General features: G+C 62.1%; 18 protein-coding genes. 13 read left to right on the forward strand and 5 right to left on the reverse strand.

Going from position 1 to position 21579, the window contains the following annotated elements:
• Positions 1-39 precede the first annotated feature (39 nt).
• Positions 40-1806: a sigma-70 family RNA polymerase sigma factor gene (locus ACNAOT_RS02945; protein ID WP_420179965.1), complete on the forward strand. Its 1767-nt coding sequence runs from the start codon at positions 40-42 to the stop codon at positions 1804-1806.
• A 32-nt stretch (positions 1807-1838) separates the two neighbouring features.
• On the opposite strand, the gene ACNAOT_RS02950 is transcribed toward ACNAOT_RS02945, so the two are convergent.
• The 5 genes from ACNAOT_RS02950 to ACNAOT_RS02970 all read right to left on the reverse strand — a co-directional run bounded on the left by ACNAOT_RS02950 (position 1839) and on the right by ACNAOT_RS02970 (position 6138).
• The gene (locus ACNAOT_RS02950; RefSeq protein ID WP_420179966.1) at positions 1839-2429 is read right to left on the reverse strand and encodes a TetR/AcrR family transcriptional regulator; all 591 of its coding nucleotides are present in this window, start codon (positions 2427-2429) and stop codon (positions 1839-1841) included.
• A gap of 44 nt (positions 2430-2473) precedes the next feature.
• A complete protein-coding gene (locus ACNAOT_RS02955) occupies positions 2474-3232 on the reverse strand; it encodes a MerR family transcriptional regulator (protein WP_420179967.1) in 759 nt (252 codons plus the stop codon).
• Between the two features lie 77 nt (positions 3233-3309).
• Complete coding sequence (locus ACNAOT_RS02960) at positions 3310-3948, reverse strand: PadR family transcriptional regulator (RefSeq protein WP_420179968.1); 639 nt, start codon at positions 3946-3948, stop codon at positions 3310-3312.
• Between the two features lie 283 nt (positions 3949-4231).
• Positions 4232-5053: an ammonia-dependent NAD(+) synthetase gene (gene nadE, locus ACNAOT_RS02965; RefSeq protein WP_091465013.1), complete on the reverse strand. Its 822-nt coding sequence runs from the start codon at positions 5051-5053 to the stop codon at positions 4232-4234.
• A 65-nt stretch (positions 5054-5118) separates the two neighbouring features.
• Entirely contained in the window at positions 5119-6138 is a 1020-nt protein-coding gene (locus tag ACNAOT_RS02970) for a LacI family DNA-binding transcriptional regulator (RefSeq protein WP_420179969.1), read from the reverse strand.
• 200 nt (positions 6139-6338) lie between these two features.
• Here ACNAOT_RS02970 and ACNAOT_RS02975 point away from each other — a divergent pair, with 200 nt between their 5' ends.
• The 12 genes from ACNAOT_RS02975 to uidB all read left to right on the forward strand — a co-directional run bounded on the left by ACNAOT_RS02975 (position 6339) and on the right by uidB (position 21511).
• Positions 6339-7184, forward strand: coding sequence for a sugar phosphate isomerase/epimerase family protein (locus ACNAOT_RS02975; RefSeq protein ID WP_420179970.1), 846 nt, complete (start codon positions 6339-6341; stop codon positions 7182-7184).
• A gap of 46 nt (positions 7185-7230) precedes the next feature.
• Entirely contained in the window at positions 7231-8238 is a 1008-nt protein-coding gene (locus ACNAOT_RS02980) for a Gfo/Idh/MocA family protein (protein ID WP_420179971.1), read from the forward strand.
• 165 nt (positions 8239-8403) lie between these two features.
• Positions 8404-9945 (forward strand): ABC transporter substrate-binding protein, encoded by a 1542-nt coding sequence (locus ACNAOT_RS02985; RefSeq protein WP_420179972.1) that lies wholly within the window; start codon positions 8404-8406, stop codon positions 9943-9945.
• Positions 9946-9951: 6 nt separating this feature from the next.
• Entirely contained in the window at positions 9952-10893 is a 942-nt protein-coding gene (locus ACNAOT_RS02990) for an ABC transporter permease (RefSeq protein ID WP_091465018.1), read from the forward strand.
• Positions 10890-12788: a dipeptide/oligopeptide/nickel ABC transporter permease/ATP-binding protein gene (locus ACNAOT_RS02995; RefSeq protein WP_420179973.1), complete on the forward strand. Its 1899-nt coding sequence runs from the start codon at positions 10890-10892 to the stop codon at positions 12786-12788. Before ACNAOT_RS02990 ends, ACNAOT_RS02995 begins: the two co-directional genes overlap by 4 nt.
• The gene (locus ACNAOT_RS03000) at positions 12785-13672 is read left to right on the forward strand and encodes an ATP-binding cassette domain-containing protein (protein ID WP_178996697.1); all 888 of its coding nucleotides are present in this window, start codon (positions 12785-12787) and stop codon (positions 13670-13672) included. Before ACNAOT_RS02995 ends, ACNAOT_RS03000 begins: the two co-directional genes overlap by 4 nt.
• Positions 13673-13734: 62 nt before the next feature.
• On the forward strand, positions 13735-14595 hold the full coding sequence (locus tag ACNAOT_RS03005) for a sugar phosphate isomerase/epimerase family protein (RefSeq protein WP_420179974.1): 861 nt from the start codon (positions 13735-13737) through the stop codon (positions 14593-14595).
• A gap of 24 nt (positions 14596-14619) precedes the next feature.
• Positions 14620-15786 (forward strand): Gfo/Idh/MocA family protein, encoded by a 1167-nt coding sequence (locus tag ACNAOT_RS03010; protein ID WP_420179975.1) that lies wholly within the window; start codon positions 14620-14622, stop codon positions 15784-15786.
• 75 nt (positions 15787-15861) lie between these two features.
• Positions 15862-16908 (forward strand): LacI family DNA-binding transcriptional regulator, encoded by a 1047-nt coding sequence (locus ACNAOT_RS03015; protein WP_420179976.1) that lies wholly within the window; start codon positions 15862-15864, stop codon positions 16906-16908.
• A gap of 92 nt (positions 16909-17000) precedes the next feature.
• Positions 17001-18407 carry a glucuronate isomerase gene (uxaC, locus tag ACNAOT_RS03020; RefSeq protein ID WP_420179977.1) on the forward strand — a complete coding sequence of 469 codons (1407 nt, stop codon included), beginning with the start codon at positions 17001-17003 and terminating at the stop codon, positions 18405-18407.
• Positions 18404-19780: a mannitol dehydrogenase family protein gene (locus tag ACNAOT_RS03025; RefSeq protein ID WP_420179978.1), complete on the forward strand. Its 1377-nt coding sequence runs from the start codon at positions 18404-18406 to the stop codon at positions 19778-19780. Before uxaC ends, ACNAOT_RS03025 begins: the two co-directional genes overlap by 4 nt.
• A 318-nt stretch (positions 19781-20098) precedes the next feature.
• The gene (uidB, locus tag ACNAOT_RS03030) at positions 20099-21511 is read left to right on the forward strand and encodes a glucuronide transporter (RefSeq protein WP_420179979.1); all 1413 of its coding nucleotides are present in this window, start codon (positions 20099-20101) and stop codon (positions 21509-21511) included.
• Positions 21512-21579 lie beyond the last annotated feature (68 nt).

Below are 21579 nucleotides of genomic sequence, written 5' to 3' on the forward strand. Positions count from 1 at the left end.
GTGGGCCGAACGACTTGTAACCCGAAGATAGGAACGTCTGTGGCAACGGCGATGGAGACTCTGAGTGATGCTGATCTTGTCCTGAGGGTTCGGTCGGGGGATCAGGGGGCTTTCGCGAGTCTTTTTGACCGCCATCGGGATATGGCGCGGTATGTCGCGGCGGGGCAGGTGGATAACAGGGCCGATATTGAGGACATTGTTTCGGAGGCGTTTGTTTCGATTCATCAGGCCCTGATGCGTGGCAAGGGTCCTGACACTTTCTTTAGGGCGTATTTGCTGACAGCGGTGCGGCGGATCGCGCAGGCCCAGAACCGGATGGCGGCCCGTAGCCTGCCGGTTTCGGACAGTTTTGTGCTGGACCGGGTTGAGGATCCTGAGGACCCGGCCGTGGTCGGGTTTGAGTCCAGCACGGTGGCGGCCGCGTTCAAATCCCTGCCCGAGCGCTGGCAGGAAGTCCTGTGGTACGTGGATATAGAGGGAATGAAACCCGCCGCGGCATCGGAAGTATTAGGGATCACCCCGAACGGGGTCTCGTCGCTGGCCATCCGGGCCCGTGAAGGCCTGCGGCAAGCCTATTTGCAGGGCCACATCAAAGACTCAACCTCCAAGGAATGTGAAGGGTATCCGGACCAGTTGGGGGCCTACTCGCGGAACGGTCTGAGTCGGCGGGCGCACCAGAAAGTCCAGAGCCATCTGGAATCCTGTTCGAGATGCACTGCCCTGCTCCTGGATCTCAATGACGTGCAGTCCGCCATGAGGGCCATCATCTTCCCCTTGATTGCGGGAGTGGCCCTGACCTCGGCCGCCCCCGGGATCACGGGTGCCGCTGGACTCACGGGTACTGCCGGGACCGCGGGTGCCGGGGTGGTGGCCGGTGCCGGCGGCGAGGCTGCTCCGAAGTCCATCGCTGCCATGATGAAAGTTGGGGCAGCGGGGTTGACCGGGGCGGTCATTATTGTGGGCGCCACCATAGCTTTGGCAGGAACCGGAACCAACAACCCCGGCACACCGCAGGCTGGAGAGGTGCCGGCATCCACTTCCAGCCAGGAGAACCAGAACACAAAATCCCCCCTCACCGGCACCTATCCGGCCCCGGCCGCACCGACGAATCAACCCTCGAGTATTTCGGGCAACGGGCCGGAAACCCCTCCCGAAAATCCTGAAGAACTGCCCGCCCTGAACGGCGTCCAGCGCAGCCCCTCCGGCTTCCCCGCGCCGCCGCGCCGTCCGGTTGCTTGGCCTGCCCCGCCCACGGCCGCTCCGCCCAAGCCCTTCGAAGTGCCCAAGCCCTTCGAAGTCCTGCCGTCTCTACCCGGGGCGGGCACCACGAAGGACCCAACACCCCTGACGCCGAGCACCACCCCGACGCCAGCCCCCACACCGACACCAGCCCCGACTCAGAGCCCAACCCCCGCCCCGACCCCGACACCGAGCCCGACCAGGCCCATAGCACCAGAGGTCACGGCCACCGTCACCACGGGGGCGGGCTCAGGCGCGGCCGATGTCCAGGCGACAATCACCTTCACCATTGCCGGTCAAACTGCCACCGAAGCCGCTGAAGTGATCTTTTCCGTTTCCGACGGGGCAAGCCTGATCCCGGGAACACTCATCCAACCTGCGGGATGGTCCTGCACAGCACATAACGACGCCACAAAAGAAGTCCGCTGCACGAGCACAGCCGTGGACCCCGGAAACCTGCAATTCACGCAAGGCATCTCCCGAAAAGACCCGGCCTCCCAGACCACCCTCGACTACCAATTCATGGGAACGGGATTGCCCACAACCACCTTCTCCAACACCTTCTGAGCACATAGCAAAGGTCTCGCTGGACCCGGTAGCTACGCCGAAGAGGCGAAGGCGATCTGCTCCGTGCGGGCAATGCCGCGCTCGATGGCCGCCTTGTCGATGCCCAATAGCGTGGTGAGCCACATGCCGTTCTGCACGACTACGATGTCGGCCGCCCGTTCCCTGCATTCATCCGGGGAGAGGCCCGGAATTGCATTGCCGATCAAGGCCGCGAGCCCTTGGAGGTATCTCTCAAAGGCCGCGGCATTGATTCGTGCAAATTCCTCATCCGCCTGGGCGAGGGCCCACAAGTGGAGGCGGAGGGACAGGTACGGGGTGGTCAGAAGCCCGGGGTCCGCAACGCGCCGAAGCGACTCCCGGAGTTGCTCGTCAGGGGTTGACGTAGCTTTGGGCTCCACCAGCAGGAGGTCGTGCGCTTCAATCTGGTGAAGAACTGCGCGGATCAGACTCGACTTGTCTTCGTAGTAGTAGTTCACAAGCCCAAGGGCGACGCCGGCTTCACGCGACACGGCGCGCATGTTGATACCCGAAATGCCGTGGCGGGACAGCAGTTCCAGGGCTGCGTCGAGAATGCGTTTCTGTCTATCAACCTGTTCGCCGGACTTTACGGTGCTTGTACCCATTCGGCCAGACTATTGCCTAACCCGGATCAGCGCATCCTGACTGTCTACAGGTTCTTTTCCGCGTAAACCCTAAGGGCATCCCTGACGAACGTAGCGCCTCTTTCTCCGCCATAGTTGGCGGCAAATCGAGGGTCAGCTACGTACATTTCCCCGAGGCCCGTGACGTAGCCCTTGACGTCTCCGCCGGGAGCGGCGGAGGGAGTTCCCGGGATGCCGCGAAGCCACTCGACGTGGCGCCGCGCCAGGTCTTGCGCCATGTCGCTGTCCGGTGAAACCCCGGATTCTGCGGCAGAGATCCAGTCTGCGCCCAGCTTTTGCACGTGGTTTTTCCATTGCTGCTTTTCCTCGGCGCTCATTCCGCGCCACCAGGAATCACTGGCAGCGTAAGCGTCTTTGCCCCAGCGTTCCTCCACCTCATCCTTGTACTGAGTGTGGTCGAAGCCATCAAACATGTTCTGTGCCATGTACTTTCCATCCCCTTTCATCGTGTCAATGGTCTGCCGAACAGAGGCGATTTGCCGGGTCAGCCTGTCCTGCTCCCGGGCAAGCCATTCCAGATGGCTTGTCAGCGCTTTGACGGTATCCGTCTCGCGGTCAAGAACCTCGGCAATGGCCGGTAGTCCAAGTCCGAGTTCCCGGAGCAGGATGATTCGCTGGAGCTGAACCAGGGCCGGACCGTCATAGTAGCGATAGCCGTTATGGCCGGTCCGGCTTGGTTTGAGCAGCCCAATGTCGTCGTAGTGACGCAGCGTGCGGCTGGTGGTCCCTGCAATCTTGGCAATTTCCTGAATTGACCAGTCCATACGTCCTCCGTCCTGTGCTTGTCCTTCGACGGTAGAGGTTGACGTTACGTCAAGGTCAAGGGGATGCTGGCCAGCACTTAGTCAGCCAGGATCAGGTAGAGAGCCCGGCGGGTTTCGTCCAGCTTTTCGATTGCCGCTTGACGCTGTTCGTCTGTAGCGGCTCCGCGGAATTGGTGGATGACGCCCATGAGCTTGCCGACGCTTTGGTGGAATGCTGCGCCAGTTCCATCGGCCTCGGTGTTCCAGGCATTGGCGAGTTCTTCTTCATGCTGGGCGACGTAGGCCTTGCCGTCGTCAGTGAGCGTGAACTCGGTACGCCGACCCTCGCCGACGGCGACGATCAGTTCTTCGTCTACCAGTTGCTGCAGCGTCGGGTAGACGGAGCCGGGGCTGGGACGCCATGCCCCCGACGTCTTCTCCGCGATCGTTTTGATCAGGCCGTAACCGTTGGACGGAGCCTCAGCCAAAAGCGAGAGAATCGCTGCGCGGACGTCGCCGCGATTGGCTCGGCGTGATCCGCCGGGACCGAAGCCCCTCGGCCCGAAACCCGGGCCAAAGCCGCCAGGACCGAAGCCCGGGCCAAATCCGCCTCCGCCGTGTCCGCCCGGGCCGCGCCGGCCCTTGCCTCGGTTGAACCGGCCTCGGCCGTGTCCGTGTTCGGGGTGTCCGTGGCCGTGCTCGGGGAAAGTGTTGTCGTGTTCGTTGGTGCCTTTCATAGCAGCATCGTCCTTTCGATTATGTGGTTCACCGAAGAAGTATCGGCGATACTTAACGATATATCGGTAAGTATCGCATCGTCAAGACCTTGGAATCGGGATGTGAGAGAGCGGCGGCGGGAAGGCCGCGGGATGTGAGAGGGCGACGGCGGGAAGCCCGCGGGATGTGAGAGAGGGCCGGTTAAAGCACGACGGCGGGTGCGGACTTCCATGGGAAGCCGGCACCCGCCGTCGTTGTTGGTCAGTCGTGGTTGGTCGGCGTGGTTGGTCTAAAGGGACGTAACTATTTCCACCAGGTGTCGAAGATGGTGACCGGGACGGTGCGCTTGTGGCGTGTGCGGAGGTACTTCTGCTCGATGAGCTCCGCGGCGCCTTCGGCAACGTCGCGGCCTTCGAGGTAGTCGTCGATCTGGTCGTAGGTGATGCCCAGCTCGTCTTCATCGGTGCGGCCCGGCTTGTCGTCCAGGAGATCGGCCGTGGGCACCTTCTGCCAGAGGCGGGCGGGGGCTCCAAGTTCCGCCAGGATTGCGCGGTTCTGGCGCTTGTTGAGGCCGAACAGCGGAAGGATGTCCGCGCCGCCGTCGCCGAACTTCGTGAAGAAGCCGGTGACGGACTCGGCGCCATGATCGGTGCCGACCACCAGATAATTGTGTTCGCCTGCCAGGGCGTACTGCGCGATCATGCGTGCGCGGGCCTTGGTGTTGCCCTTGTGGAAGTCGGAAATTTCCGCGCCGGTGGTCTTCTCGAACTCTTCCTCGAAACCGTCGACGGCCCGGGAGATGTTGAAGGTCCACTCGGTTTTGGCTTTGATGAAGTCCAAGGCGGCCTGGGCGTCGTCTTCGTCGTGCTGGATGCCGTAGGGGAGTCGGACGGCCACGAAGTTCGCCTCCACGCCGTCCGCTTCGAGCTCCTCAACCGCCAGCTGGGCCAGTCGCCCCGCCAGGGTGGAATCGAGCCCGCCGGAGATGCCCAGGACGAAGCCTTTAGTCCCCGTCGCCTTGACGTAGTCCTTCAGGAAGGCGACCCGCTTGCGGATCTCCTCCGCAGGATCGATCCGGGGCTGGACGCCCATTTCTTCAATGATCTTGGCCTGGAGTTCGCGCATGGTCCAACACTAGTCAGCATGGTTATGGACGCTCAACCATATTGCGCCGTGATTCCGGGGAACGGCTAGTTTGAGCGGGCCGGTCCCGTGGAGCCGCGGACCGTGAGGTGCGTGGGCATGACGGATCGGCTGCGGTTTCCGCCGCCAGCGAGTGGATTCAGTTGGGCGAGCAACATGGACACTGCCACGCGTCCTGCCTGCTCAATGGGCGAGCTCATGGTGGTCAGGGGCGGATTGCAGAAGTCTGCCCCAAAGATGTCGTCGCAGCCCACGATGCTCATGTCCTCCGGCACCCGGAGACCACGTTCGCGAAGTCGCTGCAGCATGCCGATGGCGATGAGGTCATTGAAGACGATGCACGCAGTGACCCCGCTGTGAACGGCGGCGTCCGCAGCAGCTGCGCCGGACTGAGTCTTGGGGGCGAAGGGTCCGATGCTGCGGACCTCGACTCCGCGTTCCTCGGCGGCTTCTGACAGTGAGGTCCAGCGCCGGGCGCTGGACTGCGAAACGGCAGGGCCGGAAACGTAGGCAACAGACGTGTGGCCCAGTGAAATCAGGTGGTCCAATGCCTGGGGCATGGCTGAGGGGGTGTCGATGATGACTGCCGGGACGCCGTCGACGTCGCGGTTAACGGTGACCATCGGCATCCGGGCAGCGGCAGCAGCAAGTGCTTCGTCGTTGAGACGGGATGCGGCCACAATCACGCCGTCGGCACTCTTTCGGAGTTGCTCCAGCGTGCTGGCCTCCACTTCGTCGGATTCCTCGGTGTCCACGAGCAGCTGTGTGTAACCGGCGGCCTTGAGCTGCAGCTGCGTGCCGCGGATGAGGTCGAAGTAGAACGGGTTGGTGATGTCCGGAACCAGAACGCCCACGGCACCTGTCCGGCCGGAGCTCAGCGCTTTCGCTTGCGAGTTCGGAGTGTAGTTCAGCTCGACGGCGGCCGCTTGGATGCGCTCGCGGGTGTGGATATTGACGCGCTCCGGATTGGCAAGGGCCCTCGAAACGGTGGATGCTGCCACGCCACACAGCGCCGCGATGTCATGGATGGTGGCAGGCCGGCCTGTTGCCATGGGTTGCGTCGCCATGGGCGTTCCTCTCTGAACGACAAAATCATCCGGCTGTGACTACTGCCACACCGTTGAACCAGAATGCCACAGCATGGCAGGAAATGGCAATCGGTTGTCAAGAGCGTGCCAAGATGGCTAAACTCGAGGGGATAAGACCCGCCTGTGAACTGCGTCACCGCGCCACTGTGTGTCGCTGCAGGACTACCTAGGAGACTTTCGTGACTCAACCCAGTGCCGTGTGGAGCCTGTCCGGTTTCGGCGACGAAGTAGACCCCGATCCCGCCATCCAGGCCGCCGTGCTGTTGGCCCTCGGCGCGAGCCACATCGAAGTCCGCAGCGCCTGGGGGATCAACGTTTCAGAGCTTGAGCCTGAGGCTGCTCTGCGGCTCAAGGATATTTTGGACGAGAAGGGCCTCAAGGTTTCGGCTGTTGCCAGCCCCATTGGCAAGGTGGACGTCAGCCTTCCGGTCGAGCATGAGGTGACCCGGCTTCGCCGGATTATTTCGGTTGCCAAGACCTTGGAGACTAAATACGTCCGCATCTTCTCCTTCTATCGAGGAGAAGGCCAGAGCCAGGGGGGCATCCGTGACGCCGTCATGGAGCGCATGTCAGCACTGGCGGCAGAAGCTGCAGGGCAAGGTATCATCCTGCTCCACGAAAACGAGAAAGGCATCTATGGCGATACTCCCGATCGCGTCCTGGACATCATGCAGACGGTCGACTCACCTGCGCTTCGGGTCGCCTGGGACAACGCCAACTTCGTCCAGGTAGGCGTCAAGCCTTACACGGAGGGATATGCCATCCTGCGTCCCTACCTTGAGTACTTGCAGATCAAGGATGCAATCGCCACCACGGGTGAAGTGGTTCCCTCCGGCGAGGGCGACGGCGAATTGGACGCAACCATTAGCGCCCTTGCTGCTGATGGCTACACCGGCTTCGCCTCGCTTGAGCCGCACCTGGCCAGCGCCCACGAGCTCGGAGGGTATTCGGGCCCGGTTGCTTTCGGTGTCGCGGCCCGCGCCTTTGCGGTCCTCGCTGCCAAGAATGGCGTCACGCTGGCCTGACAGCCGGCGTTCAACAACCCCAGCATTAACCTTCAAAGGAGCAGGTATGCCTACAGCAGCAGTTATTGGTTGCGGCGACATCTCGACTATTCACTTTTCGGCCCTGGCCACCATGGACAATGCCGAATTGGTGGCGGTCTGCGATACCGATCCTGAGAGGTTGGAAGCGACGGCGGCTGCGCATGGCGTACCGGGGTACGCGGATTACCTGGACATGCTCCAAAAGGTTCGCCCCGACGTCGTACATATCTGTACGCCCCACCATCTTCATGCTTCAGTTGCCGCTGACTGCCTTGAGCGTGGTGTGAACGTCATTGTGGAGAAGCCACTGGCCCATACGCTGGCCGAAGGGCGGCGGCTGATCGAGGTTGCGGAGCGGAGCACGGCGAAAATCGCCGTCTGCTTCCAGAACCGGTACAACGCAACGTCGCAAGCCATGCATGAACTGCTCGACGGCGGCACGCTGGGTCAGGTGATCGGCGCTTCGGCAACCGTCATGTGGCACCGCGACGGCAGCTACTACCGCAGCCGCCCATGGCGTGGCACGTGGGCGGAGGGCGGCGGCGGCCTCATGATGAACCAGGCCATCCACACGGTAGACCTGCTGCAGTGGTTGGTGGGTGATGTTGCCAAGGTGGAGGGCCACGCGTCCACCCGCTCACTGGGCGGCGTGATCGAGGTGGAAGACACCGCGGAGTTCGTTGCCGAGCACGTGAACGGAGCGCGGAGTGTCTTTTACGCAACACTTGCCAACGCGGTGAATGCGCCGGTCACCCTGGACATTGTGACAGAGAAGGCAACACTCAGCTTGCGCGGTGATCTCACGGTGACTTATGCCGACGGCACGGTGGACGTCGTCCCCGAGAGGGTGGCGGAGACCGGGGGGAGATCCTATTGGGGGGTTTCCCACGAGCTGCTGATTGCAGATTTCTACAACAAGCTGCACGACGCCGGACCGTTCTGGATCAGCCCGGCTGAGGCCGGCAAATCCCTGGGCATCATCAAGGATATTTACGCGCAAAGTTACCCGGAGATTGCTGGCCAAGTGGGCTGAGCTCATCGGCCGAACAGCCCCTTGGCAACAATTTAAGAAACTTTTGACAATCGGTTGCCAAGACCCCGCAAAGTCCGTACTGTAAATCTCATAACCACAAAATGTGGCGCAGGCCACACACCAAGCTCTGACTCGCATCAGGCAAAGACTCAGTAGGAGCCGACAATGAAGTTAGGTCCCAAGGCGGCAGCAGCCGCCATCGTACTTAGCGCCTCCCTGGCGCTCACCGCATGTGGCGGCGGGGGCGGCGGAGCCGGAACCGGTTCGACTGCCGGTGGCGGAACCACTGTCACCGCACTGACGCTCGGTACCCTCCGGGACATCACTTCCTGGGATCCGGCACAGGCGCACGTCGGTCACGCTCTTCAGCCATATCAGGCAGCCTACGACTCCCTGATCCTCCGCGAACCGGACGGCAAACTCAGCCCGATGCTCGCCACGGCATGGAAGTACAACGACACCAACACCAAGCTCACTGTGGACCTCCGCACGGACGTCACCTTCAGCGACGGTGCCAAGTTCGACGCCACGGCTGCCAAGGCCAACCTGGACCACTTCAAGAAGGCCAACGGACCCCAGATGGCCCAGCTCGGTTCAGTATCGGACATCGCCGTTGTGGACCAGGACACCATCGACATCAACCTCAGCGCGGCAGAGCCGGCGCTGGAATACTTCCTGAGCCAGGCTGCCGGCCTCATGGGAAGCCCTGCAGCACTGGGCACCGATGCCATCAAGACCGTTCCCGTGGGGTCGGGCGCCTACGTCATGGACAAGGCAGCCTCCGTGAAGGATTCGCAGACTGTCTTCACCGCCCGGGAAGACTACTGGAACAAGGACCTCCAGAAGTTCAAGAAGTTGACGCTAAAGATCCTCACCGATCCGACTGCCCGCACCAACGCGTTGGTGTCCGGCCAGATCGATGCCACGCTGCTGGATCCCAAGAATGGCAAGCAGGCCGAGGGCGCCAAGATGAAGCTCGAAACCAACCAAGTGGACTGGTCCGGATTGCTGCTTCTTGACCGCGATGGCACCAAGAACCCGGCTCTGGCCAACGTCAAGGTCCGCCAGGCCATCAACCATGCTTTTGATCGCAAGACCATCCTTGACCAGGTAATGCTGGGCCAAGGCACTCCCACCACGCAGCCGTTCGGCAAGGACAGTGGGGCTTGGACCGAGGAGCTGGAGAACTACTACAGCTACGATCCAGGGAAAGCCAAGCAGCTTCTGAAGGAGTCCGGCTTCGAGGGCAAGGTCAGCATCGACGTTCCCACCCTTCCCGGCGCGGAAACCCTGATCTCCGTGCTCAAGCAGCAGCTCGCTGATGTGGGCATCACCCTGAACCCGGGTGCAGCCATCACCAACACCTTCACCTCGGACGTTGCCGCCCAAAAGTATCCCGCGCTCTTCTTCAACCTCTTCCAGGGGGAGCCCACGGTGGCGATCGACCAGATCGTCTCCACCAAGGCCCTCTACAACCCGTTCAAGACCACCACTCCCGAGCTCGAGGCCAAGATCGCGGCCGTGCGCACCGGTGGTGCAGATGCCGGCAAGCTGGCCCAGGAAGTCAACAAATACGTGGTGGAACAAGCCTGGTTCGCCCCGCTGTTCCGCGTGAACCAGATGTACTACCACAACGACAAAGTGAACGTCACGCCGCAGGTCCAGCAGGCCGTTCCGTCCATCTACAACTACTCGCCCGCCAAGTAGGACCCCATGATCAAGTTCATTGCGAAAAGACTGGGCAGTGGTGTGGTGGTGTTGTTCGTCGTCTCGGTCCTCACCTTCACCCTGCTGTACACCTCCAGCGGAAGTATCGCCCAGAACATCCTGGGCGACCAGGCGACACCTGAACAGGTTGCCTTGAAGGAACAGGAACTGGGACTCGACCAACCACTCTTTGTCCGCTACTTCGCTTGGTTGGGCGATGCCCTGACCGGCAACCTTGGGGCTTCCTGGTTCACCTCGGAGCCGGTGGCCAGCTCCCTGGCCACCCGCATCCCGGTGACCATGACCATGGTTTTCACCGCAATGATCTTGATCGCCATCTGCGCAGCACTGATCGGCGTTGCAGCAGCCGTGAAGCGCGGCTGGGTGGACAGGGTGGTCCAGATTGGCGCGATCGTCGGGGACTCCATCCCCGGATATGTGATCGGCGTGTTCCTGGTGACCATCCTGGCCATCCAGCTGGGTTTCTTCCCTGCCACCAGCACCATCTCCCCGGAGGTAGGGCCGGAGGCCTGGGTCTATTCCATGACGCTTCCGGTGATCGCTTTGCTGATCAACGGTGTCACCGGTGGTGCCCAACAGATTCGCTCCGCCGTGATCAAGCAACTTGAGCGTGACTACGTCAGGACGTTGCGCAGCCGCGGCATCGGGGAGCGTGAAATTCTCTTCAAGCACGTTCTCCGCAGCGCTGCACCGGCAGGCTTGACCGTTTTGAGCCTGCAACTGATCGGCATGCTGGGCGGCGTGGTCATTATTGAGCAGATCTTCGCCCTCCCGGGAATGGGTCCGCTGGCCGTCGCTGCTACTACCCAAACCGATCTTCCCGTCGTCATGGGAGTGGTGATGTACACCGTGGTGGTTGTCATCGTCGTGAACCTCCTGGTGGACATCCTCAATGGCTGGCTCAACCCGAAAGTACGTGTGTCATGAGCGATTCCGTAGATTCAACAGCAGTATCAGCAGACTCCATGGGCCTCGCAGCGAAGCCCGAGGCCGGCCAGAGCGGCACGGTGGTCCGGTCCACCGTCCTGCGCCGCCTCCTGAAGAACCCCATGGGCATCGCCTCGCTTGTGATCCTGCTGACCATCGCGGCGCTGGCCATCCTGGCGCCGGTGATCGCGCCCTTCGAAGAGAACTTCGCCAACATCTCCAAAACCCTGGCGGCCCCGGATTCAGTGAATATCATGGGCACGGACAGTGCAGGGCGCGATACCTGGAGTCGCCTGCTCTTCGGCGCTCAGCTGACCCTGTTGTCCGCGCTGCTGTGTGCCGGTGTAGCGATTGCCATAGGACTCCCGGCCGGCCTGATCGCCGGGTACTACGCGGGTAAATTCGAGGCCGTCTCCAACTGGGTAGTCAGCATCCTCATGAGCCTGCCCGGCCTGATCGTCCTGCTCACCATCCGCGCGGCTTTCGGCCCGTCGGTATGGATCTCCATGATCGCCTTCGGCATCCTGATCAGCCCTTCCTACTTCCGGCTCACCCGCACCGCAGTGCAGTCGGTCCGGAACGAGCTCTACGTCGATGCCGCACGTGTCTCCGGCCTGTCCGACCTCAGCATCATCGCCCGCCACATCTTCTCCGTGGTCCGCGCACCCATCATCATCCAAACCGCCGCAATCGCCGGTGTTGCCATCGCAATCCAGTCCGGGCTTGAGTTCCTGGGCCTGGGCGATCCCACCAAGGCAACCTGGGGCGTCATGCTCTCGGAGGGCTTCAAGAACGTCTACCTCACCCCGACTCTGCTTCTGTGGCCCGCACTGGCCATGGCTCTCACCATCGGCGGACTGGTTCTCCTGGGCAACGCCATCCGCGACGCCTTGGAAGACGGCGAGAAGATCAAGCACCGCAAGAAAGCCGCTGTTGTTGAAAGCACGACGCCGGACCCCGCCAAGGCGCGCCAGTCACGGAAGTCAGTGGTCGCCGTCGACGCCGGAACCGAACACCACCTGGTCAAGGTGACCAACCTCGGCGTCGGCTATCCGCAGGCGGACGGTTCCATCAAAAAGGTCGTGGACGATGTCTCCTTCCACGTGGACCGTGGCGAAATCCTGGGAATCGTTGGCGAATCGGGTTCGGGCAAGTCCCAGACTGCGTTCTCCATCCTGGGCCTGCTGCCGGACAACGCACGGATTGTGGGCGGTTCCATCCAGTTCGACGGCAACTACACCGTTGCCCCGGGCGAGGACCGCGTCAGCCAGGAACGGTTGTCCAAGCTGCGTGGCAAGCGGATCTCCTACATTCCGCAGGAACCCATGAGCAACCTGGACCCGGCCTTCACCATCGGGTACCAGTTGGTCACGCCCATGGTCCGTGTCCTGGGAATCACCAAAGCAGAAGCCCGCCAGCGTGCGCTCAAGCTGCTCACCGACGTCGGCATTGCCAACCCGGAACGGACCTTCGAGGCCTACCCGCACGAGGTATCCGGCGGCATGGCCCAGCGTGTGCTCATCGCCGGTGCCATCAGTTGCGAACCGGATCTGGTGATCGCTGACGAACCCACCACCGCCCTGGACGTCACTGTGCAGGCCGACGTCCTGGACCTGCTGCGCGAGCTGCAGCAACGGCTGAACATCGGCGTGATCCTGGTGACCCACAACTTCGGCGTTGTCGCCGATCTGTGCGACCGCGTCGCTGTGATGCAGAACGGGCGGCTTGTGGAAGAAGGCACCGTCCGCGAGATTCTCCGCAACCCGAAAGAGCCTTACACGCAGACCCTGCTGGGGTCCATGCTCGAAGGAAAGACCCCCATGACCATGCTTGTGTCCAAGCCTGGATCAGCCGCACAGTCCGGATCAGCCGCACAGAAGGAGCCGGTGGCATGAGTATCCCTTTTGATTCATCGCAGGGAGCGCCGCTGTTGTCGGTGGAGAACCTGGTGGTGGAGTATCCCAGCAAGAGGTTCCGGGCCAAGCCTTTCCGGGCGCTGACGGACATCAACATCACCATCGGCCAAGGCGAAACCCTTGGTCTGGTGGGGGAGTCCGGCTCGGGCAAGACCACCCTTGGCCGTGCCGTCCTGGGCCTCGCACCTGTCACCGCCGGCAAGGTGATCTTTGAAGGTAATGACATCAGCAACGCTTCGCGCAAGGAACGCCGGACGCTGAGCCGTGACCTCCAAGTGGTGTTCCAGGACCCGTACACCTCGCTGAACCCGGCGTTGGAAATCGGCGACATCCTCGCTGAACCATTGGGTGTGCAGGGCATGGAGCCCGCTGCCGCCAAGAAGCGCGTCAAGGAACTGCTGGACCAAGTGGGCCTGCCAACCGACGCAATTCACCGGCTGCCGCGCGAGTTCAGTGGCGGCCAGCGCCAGCGAGTCGCGATCGCCCGGGCACTTGCTCTGTCTCCGAAGCTGATCGTCTGCGACGAGCCCGTCAGCGCACTTGACCTCTCCACCCAGGCCCGCGTGCTGGACCTCTTCCTGCAGATCCAGAAGGACACCGGCGTCTCCTACCTGTTCGTGTCCCACGACCTCGACGTCGTGCGGCACATCAGCCACCGCGTCGCAGTCATGTACCACGGAGAAATTGTGGAACAAGGCCCCGCCGAGGTGGTCACCCGCGATCCCGAACACCCCTACACCCAGCGGCTGCTGCTTGCCTCGCCAGTGCCTGATCCTGACCGGCAGGAACAACGCCGGGCAGACCGCCACCGCTTGCTCGCTAATCAACACAGCCAAATAGAACAGCAAGGTGCCGTGGCCTGAACAGCGCGGCACCCCATCACACATCCAGGGTCCGGAAGGGCCCGGAAACCCCGGAGGAAAAAGTGGCCACAATAGGCGTCCAAGCCATGATGCTGAAGGACAGTTTTGCTGATGTGGGAGCGTTCGAAACGCTCCGCAAGGTCAGTGCGATCGGCTACAACGCCGTCGAAATTTCCCAAATCCCCATGACCCCGGAGAACGTGGGCGAACTGGACCGCTCCCGAACGGAATTGGGCATGGACATCGCTGCGCTTTCCGTCAATATTGAAGGCCGCAAAGGCATGCCCGTGGAATCACTGGCGGACAACTTCGACAAGATCGTGGACGACGCCAAGCGGCTGGATACCTCGTTGCTGCGCATCGGCATGCTCCCGTTCGGGGCGATGAAGTCGCTGGATTCGGTGGTTGAATTCGCCAAACAAGCCAACGGTTATGCGGAGCGTCTGCAGGAACACGGCATCAGCCTTTACTACCACAACCACCACATTGAGTTTGCAAAGTTCGATGGCAAATACATGCTGGACATCATTGCTGAAAACTCGCCGGCCATGGGCATGGAGATTGACGTCCACTGGGTGCAGCGCGGCGGCCTCGATCCCGTACGGACCCTCGAAAAGTACGCCGGCAATACCGCCATGGTGCACCTCAAGGACTACAGGATCGGTCAGATGCCGGAGTCGTCATTCGGGCTCCTGGAGAAGGGCGACTTCCCCGGATTCATGGCTGAGTTCCGCAACGTGGTCCAGTTCGCCGAAGTGGGCGAGGGCAACCTGGACTTCCCGTCCATCATTCCTGCCGCCCTGGCTGCTGGTGCCCGGTACCTCCTGGTGGAGCAGGACGAACTGTATGGACGGACCGTCTGGGATGCACTCCAGACCTCATACGACAACCTGGTGGCCATGGGCCACGCCGACCTTTTCTAGATTTCTACACAGGAGACTGCATTCATGAGCAAGAAAGTACGCCTCGGCATCATAGGCCTGGGCCAGCAAGGCGGCGCCTACGCCAAGTTCATTACCGACGGCCTGGTTCCCAACATGGAGATCGGCGCTATCTGCGATGTTGATCCTGCCAAGAAGGAACTCGCAGCCTCGCAGTATCCGGATGTCCCGTTCTACGACGACTACATCACCCTTCTGGAGAGCGGATCCGTAGACGCGATTGTCACCTGCGTGCCGCACTTCCTGCACCCGGAGATGGGCATCCAAACACTCAAGCGCAACATCCACGCGCTCGTGGAGAAGCCTGCCGGCGTCTACACCAAGCAGGTCAAGGAATTGAACGAGTTCGCTGCCTCCAAGCCGGAACTTTCCTTCGGCATCATGTTCAACCAGCGCAACAACCCGCTGTACAAGAAGCTCAAGGAAATCGTCGATAACGGCGAGATCGGCAAGATTCGACGCTCCAACTGGATCATCACCAACTGGTGGCGTCCGCAGGGTTACTACAACTCAAGCGAGTGGCGCGCTACCTGGGGCGGCGAGGGCGGTGGCGTCCTGGTCAACCAGGCGCCGCACCAGCTGGACCTGTGGCAGTGGATCTGCGGCGTCCCCCAGTCCGTGTACTCCAAGGTGGCGTACGGCTTCCGCCGCGACATCGCCGTCGAGGATGAAGTTACGGCTGTGGTGGACTACGGCGACGGCGCCACGGGCGTCTTTGTGACGGCCACCCACGACATCGTTGGAACCGACAGGTTCGAAATACTGGGCGACCAGGGCAAGATCGTGGTGGAGGACAGCAAGGTGGCCACTGTCACCCGGCTGGTCAAGCCGGAGCGTGAAATCAGTGACTCGATGGACATGGACGGCGTCCGCAAGCTCTTCATGGGACAGCTGAACCGCGAGGAGTTGTACAGCAGCGAGGTCATCGAATTCGAGTCTGCGTGGGGCGGCCAGCACGCGGGCGTCCTGGAGAATTTTGCAGCCAACATCCTGGACGGTACGCCTCTTCTGGCCCCGGGCTCGGACGGTATTAATGGCGTCCGCCTGGCCAACGCCATCCACCTCTCCAGCTGGACCGGCAAGGAAGTTTCCTTGGACTTTGACGAGGATGAATTCCTGCAGGAGCTCAACAAGCGCATTGCTGAAGAGGGTAGGTTCCCCGAGCGTTCCTAATCAGGACGGGCCGGTTGCCATGATCAATGGATGGCAACCGGCCTTTTTTGTTGCCATGAGGTCTACGATGGAGCGGTGACTGACCTGACGAGCACCGGAGCAGCAACCGCCCCCACCAAACGTGGACGGGGGGAGAAGTCCTCTGCCACGATTTACGACATCGCCAAGCTGGCGGGCGTGAATCCCTCCACCGTGTCCCGTGCCCTGAGCAAGCCGGGCCGCGTGAGCGCCAAGACGCAGAAGATCATCGAGGACGCCGCGGCAGAGCTGAACTATCAAGTGAACCCGTTCGCCCGTGCCCTCCCCACCGGCCGCACCCAGACCATCGGGTTGATCGTCGCGGACATCACCAACCCCACGTTCTTTGACATCATCCGCGGCGCGGAAACCACCGGATCCGCCCGCGACTACACGCTGGTTCTGGCCGAGTCCGCGGAGTCGCCGGAAACCGAAGTAACCGCCGCCCGACGCCTGCTGAGCACCGTGGATGGCCTCATCCTGGCCAGCCCCCGGATGGACGATGACCAGATCCGTGCCTTGGCTTCGGACAAGCCCGTGGCCGTCATCAACCGTGAAATCACCGGCGTTCCGTGCGTTGTCCCGGACGTCAATAAGGGCATCAGCGAAGCCGTGCGCAGCCTGGCCGCCAATGGCCACCAAAAACTCGCGTATGTTGCGGGACCGGCGCAGTCCTGGATGACGGCCCGCCGCTGGGAGGGCGTCAAAGCCGCCGCTGAGTGGTCCAAGCTCAGCGCGGTGCGCCTTGAGTCGTCCAAACCAACTGTCGACGGCGGCCGGCAGGTTGCCCGCGACGTGTTGGAAAGCGGGGCGACGGCGGTGATCACCTACAACGACCTCCTGGCCATCGGCTTGATGCAGGAGCTGCAGGCCGGGGGAATGCGTGTCCCGGACCAGATCAGCATCGTGGGCTTTGACGACATTTTCGGCGCCGATTTCACCACTCCCGCGCTGACCACGGTGCGCTCACCGTTGGGGGAGTGCGGCACCCGGGCCGTGACCATCCTCCTGGATATGTTGCAGGGTCATGAGGCCCCAAGCCAAGCCGTCCGGGTGGAAACGGAACTCGTGGTGCGAGGGTCCAGCGGACGACTCCTGGCCTGACCTCAGCATCCCGCCGCATCGCGAGATGCAACAGGGTGGCAATATTTGGCAACCGGTTGACAAAATGCGGAACCGGAACGCAAGATTGAGCTATGTCACAGTCCATTGCCGCACACCCAGACAGGCTCCTGCCCGCAGATCCCGGCACGCGCAGCATCGCGCGGTCCTTGCTGGAGCGCGTCCAGGACCTGCCCATCATTTCTCCCCACGGCCACGTTGACGCCGCTGTCATCGAACAGAACACGCCGTTCCCCGACCCCGCGGCACTCCTGGTCAGTCCGGACCACTACGTCACCCGCCTGATTCACGCCAATGGCGTTCCGATGGATCAGTTGCTGACAGGCGCGGCGTCCGCGCCGGAGTCCCGGGAGATCTGGCGACAGTTCGTCGAAGCCTGGCCGCTGTTTGAAGGTACAGCCTCCGGGTACTGGCTGCGCACCCAGTTCAACGATGTGTTCAACCTCGGCGCAGATCTCGGTGAGATGCCGTCCGATGCCAGCTATGACGCGATCGCCGCGAAGCTGGTAGAGCCGGACTTCCGCCCCCGGCAGCTTTTCAAGGACTTCAACATCGAGGTCCTGGCCACCACGGATGATCCCCTGGACAGCCTTGCCAGCCACAAGGCCCTCACCGATGACCCCAGCTTCAACGGCCGCGTGCTCCCCACCTTCCGCCCGGATGCTTACCTGAATGTGGCGCATCCCAACTGGAGCGCCAACGTGGACAGGCTGATCGCGACCGCGGGCGACGGCGCAACCGGCTACGCCGGCTACATCGCGGCCCTGGAAAGCCGCCGTCGCTATTTTGTGGAGCATGGCGCGGTATCCGCGGACCATGGCGTCCGCACGCCTGCCACGCTCAAGCTGGAAACCGGGGAAGCCGAAGCACTCTTTGAAAGAGCGCGCGTCGGCAAGGCAACGGCTGCTGACCGTGATGCCTTCGAGGCCCACATGATGTACCAGATGGCCCGCATGTCCGTGGCCGATGGACTGGTCATGACCATCCACCCGGGCTCCTACCGGAACCACCACGAGCCTACGTTCACTGAGTTTGGCGCCGACACCGGTCACGACATTCCGTTCGCCGTGAACTACACCGAGGCCATCCGTCCGTTGCTGCAAGACTTCGGCACGGCCAAGGATTTCCACCTGGTGCTCTTCACGCTTGATGAGACGGTTTTCTCCCGTGAACTAGCGCCGTTGGCCGGTTTCTACCCGTCCGTCTACATCGGCGCGCCTTGGTGGTTCCTCGATGCCCCGGATGCCATGTTGCGCTTCCGCTCGGCAGTTACCGAAACCGCCGGCTTCTCGCGGTCCTCCGGCTTCATCGATGACACCCGCGCGTTCTGCTCCATTCCCGCCCGGCACGACGCCTCCCGCAGGATCGAAGCATCCTTCCTCGCGCGCCTTGTAGCCGAGCACCGCGTCACTGAAGACCGCGCGCATGAGCTGATTCTCGACGTCGTCGACTCCTCGCCGCGCAGGGTGTTCAAGCTATGACCGCCAAACTGCCGCGGCTAAACCGCGGCGTCGCGCCGGACCGCAAGGCTCCAGTGCGCATCGTGCACCTGGGCCTGGGAGCTTTCCACCGCTCACATCAGGCCTGGTTCACGCAGCACGCCGGTGACGCGGGCGAGTGGGGCATCGCTTCGTTCACCGGTCGTCGCCCGGACGCCGCCGAGGTCCTGGCCGCCCAAGACGGACTGTTCACAGTAGTGGAACGCTCGGATTCCGGCGATACGTTCGAGGTTGTAGGCAGCATTGTTGAAGCCGTGGATGGCGCCAACGTGGACCGCTTAGTGGAGCTGGTGGCGGCCTCCCAAACCGCTGTGGTCACGCTAACTATCACCGAAGCCGCGTACGGGTTTGCCGCGGACGATGTGACGCTGCTGCGTGCCGGCGAAAAGCCGGCGACGCCGTTGGGCCGATTGGTCCTTGGCCTCGCCGCGCGCAGGGACGCCGACGCCGGATCCCTCGCCGTTGTTTCCTGCGACAACCTCTCGGATAACGGCAATGTGGCGCGCAGGGCCGTGGTAGACCTCGCCCGGGGAGTCGACGCCGGGCTGGCGGACTGGATTGACACCAGCGTCAGCTTCGTCAGCACATCAGTGGACAGGATCACACCGCGCACCACCCCTGAAGACGTTGCCTTGGTCAGTGAACGGTGCCGCTACCGGGATGAAGCACCCGTCGTCGCCGAGCCATTCCGTAACTGGGTTCTCAGTGGTGACTTTCCTGCCGGGCGCCCCCGCTGGGAGGACGCCGGTGCGGTTTTCGTGGACCACATTGAGCCGTACGAAAACCGCAAACTGTGGCTCCTCAACGGCGCGCACTCCATCCTGGCCTACGCCGGCCAGCTGCGCGGGCACACAACTGTTGCCGAAGCCCTGGCCGATCCTGTGTGCTTGCAAGCTGTGGAGGAGTTCTGGGATGAAGCATCCCGCCACCTTGACGGCGACGGGTTGGGCATTCCCGAGTACAGGGCGGCGTTGTTGGATCGCTTTGGCAATTCGCGGATCGCCCACCACCTCGCCCAAATCGCCATGGATGCCAGCACCAAGCTACGGATGCGGGCAATCCCCGTGCTCCGGGCTGAGCGTGAGGCGGGCCGGAGTGGTGAGGCCGCTGCTCGGATGATTGCTGTGTGGGCCTCTTTCGTGGGGGCGAATCCGGGGCTGCAAGATCCGCAGTCGGATGCCGTAGCGGAAGCCAACAACCTGGCCGGTGGTGAGCGCATAGCTTCTCTCTTGGCGTTGCTGGATGCTGAACTCGCACTGGACCCCACCATCGTGAAACTCGTCGAAGACCTCAGCGCGGACTTTGAACGCGCAGAGGTGCCTGCTCGCGCGACGGCGTCGGGTACTGCTGCCTAGGAACTTTGTACGAATTCTTGAACGGCCCAGGCTGTCGATCCTCCTCGATATTCTGGGCCGTTTTGCGTTAACGCCCCCCTCGTTCACGTTGTGAGGCCCGCTCTGCGCGCATTGGCGTGATCTTAGGGCGCAGAGCGGGCCACACAACGCCCAACGGTTGGTGGAACTTTCAAGGAAATGTTCGGCAACCGATTGCCAAACGTTTGCCAAAGTGACTAGAATTACAACAGCTGCACAACCGATTCCCGATTCCGTGAGTTCCCAGCCACGGTCGAGTCGAGTCGGACCGCAATGACGCGAAGGGTAAAGGAGCCCGCATTGAAAAAGCTCAGCAAACTCAGCATCGCCGGTTACGGTGCGGGCGACGCGGCCAATAACCTGGCCTTCACCACCGCCACCATGTTCCTCCTGGTCTATTACACGGACGTCGCGGGAATCTCAGCGGCCGCCGCAGGCACCTTGCTCCTGGTGGTGAGGATCTTCGACGCCTTCGCGGATGTCTTCGCTGGACGCATGGTTGACCGCTCCTACAGCAAGCGCTTTGGGAAGTTCCGTCCGTTCATCATGTTCGGGTCCATTCCGCTGCTACTCCTCAGTGTGGCCACGTTCTCCGTGCCGCAACTGGGCGAGACGGGCACCTTGCTCTACGCCTACGTGAGTTACGCCGCCCTGGGGTTGGCGTATTCCCTGGTCAACATCCCTTACGGTTCACTGGCCGGGGCCATGACGCAGGACCCCGGTGACCGTGCCAAGCTGGGCTCTGCCCGCACGGTGGGTGCACTGTTGGTGGGTTCCGCCCTGGGCATCTTCGTTGCTCCACTGATCAAGCCGGGTGCTGACCTCCAGTCCACATTCACCACTATCACGCTCGTCTTTGTGGTGATCGGAGCGGCGCTCTACTTCTTCACTGTCCTCAGCGCCAAGGAACGCGTTCACCGCACGGTCCCCAGTGTTTCCTTCAAGCAGAGCATGGACACTCTGAAGACCAACCGGCCGCTGCTCATGCTTTGCCTGAGTTCCTTCCTCTTTCTGACCGGCTATATGGCCTTGTCCTCCGTTCAGCTCTACTACTTGCGCGACGTCCTGGGCCGCTTGGATCTCTACCCGGTCCTGGCCATAGTCCAGCTGGTGATGACCCTGGCCCTGGCACCTTTGATGCCGCGGCTGGTTCGTAAGCTGGGCAAAAAGAACGTGTACATTGCCGCCGGGGCGCTCTCTATGGTGGGCGGGATCATTGTTTTCCTATCACCGTCATCCATGGTCTGGGTGGGGTTCTCCGGGCTGGTAGTCAGTCTGATGGGTGTCATGGCCGTGAATATCGTGGTGTGGGCCTTGGAGGCAGACACCGTGGAATATGGCGAGTGGAAGACCGGCGTCCGGACCGAGGGAATCACCTACGCACTCTTCTCCTTCACGCGTAAGACCGGCCAGGCTGTAGGCGGCGCCCTCGCTGCCTATTGCCTCGCGGCCGGGGGATACAAGTCGGGGGTTGCGCAGAGCGCCGAAGCGCTGCAGGGAATTCAGTTCGCCGCCGGGGCACTGCCGGCCATCATGACCATCCTGGCGATCGTGGTGATGAGCAAATACAAACTCACAGACGCACTTCACGCACAAATTGTTGGGGAGATCCGCGCACGCCGTTCTGCGGGCGTCGTGCAGGGCGACGCCGGGAAAGCTCAGGAAGAAGCTGCTGCCAGCCATGCAGCAAACGGCAAGGCGCCGGGCATGTAGAAATATTCAAGAATGAACTCGGCAACCGGTTGCCAGTTGATGCAATCCAACCTAAAATCGTACTTAAA

The organism is Paenarthrobacter sp. TA1.8, assembly GCF_048595705.1.
Taxonomy (GTDB): Bacteria; Actinomycetota; Actinomycetes; order Actinomycetales; family Micrococcaceae; genus Arthrobacter; species Arthrobacter nitroguajacolicus.

What these genes read in the sequence shown, in the direction of transcription:
- ACNAOT_RS03010 (WP_420179975.1), top strand. Translation starts at nt 14,620, where the DNA reads ATGAGCAAGAAAGTACGCCTCGGCATCATAGGCCTGGGCCAGCAAGGC.
- ACNAOT_RS02960 (WP_420179968.1), bottom strand. Translation starts at nt 3,948, where the DNA reads ATGAAAGGCACCAACGAACACGACAACACTTTCCCCGAGCACGGCCAC.
- ACNAOT_RS02985 (WP_420179972.1), top strand. Translation starts at nt 8,404, where the DNA reads ATGAAGTTAGGTCCCAAGGCGGCAGCAGCCGCCATCGTACTTAGCGCC.
- ACNAOT_RS02980 (WP_420179971.1), top strand. Translation starts at nt 7,231, where the DNA reads ATGCCTACAGCAGCAGTTATTGGTTGCGGCGACATCTCGACTATTCAC.
- ACNAOT_RS02995 (WP_420179973.1), top strand. Translation starts at nt 10,890, where the DNA reads ATGAGCGATTCCGTAGATTCAACAGCAGTATCAGCAGACTCCATGGGC.
- nadE (WP_091465013.1), bottom strand. Translation starts at nt 5,053, where the DNA reads ATGCGCGAACTCCAGGCCAAGATCATTGAAGAAATGGGCGTCCAGCCC.
- ACNAOT_RS02955 (WP_420179967.1), bottom strand. Translation starts at nt 3,232, where the DNA reads ATGGACTGGTCAATTCAGGAAATTGCCAAGATTGCAGGGACCACCAGC.
- ACNAOT_RS02950 (WP_420179966.1), bottom strand. Translation starts at nt 2,429, where the DNA reads ATGGGTACAAGCACCGTAAAGTCCGGCGAACAGGTTGATAGACAGAAA.
- uxaC (WP_420179977.1), top strand. Translation starts at nt 17,001, where the DNA reads ATGTCACAGTCCATTGCCGCACACCCAGACAGGCTCCTGCCCGCAGAT.
- ACNAOT_RS03000 (WP_178996697.1), top strand. Translation starts at nt 12,785, where the DNA reads ATGAGTATCCCTTTTGATTCATCGCAGGGAGCGCCGCTGTTGTCGGTG.
- ACNAOT_RS02990 (WP_091465018.1), top strand. Translation starts at nt 9,952, where the DNA reads ATGATCAAGTTCATTGCGAAAAGACTGGGCAGTGGTGTGGTGGTGTTG.
- ACNAOT_RS02970 (WP_420179969.1), bottom strand. Translation starts at nt 6,138, where the DNA reads ATGGCGACGCAACCCATGGCAACAGGCCGGCCTGCCACCATCCATGAC.
- ACNAOT_RS03025 (WP_420179978.1), top strand. Translation starts at nt 18,404, where the DNA reads ATGACCGCCAAACTGCCGCGGCTAAACCGCGGCGTCGCGCCGGACCGC.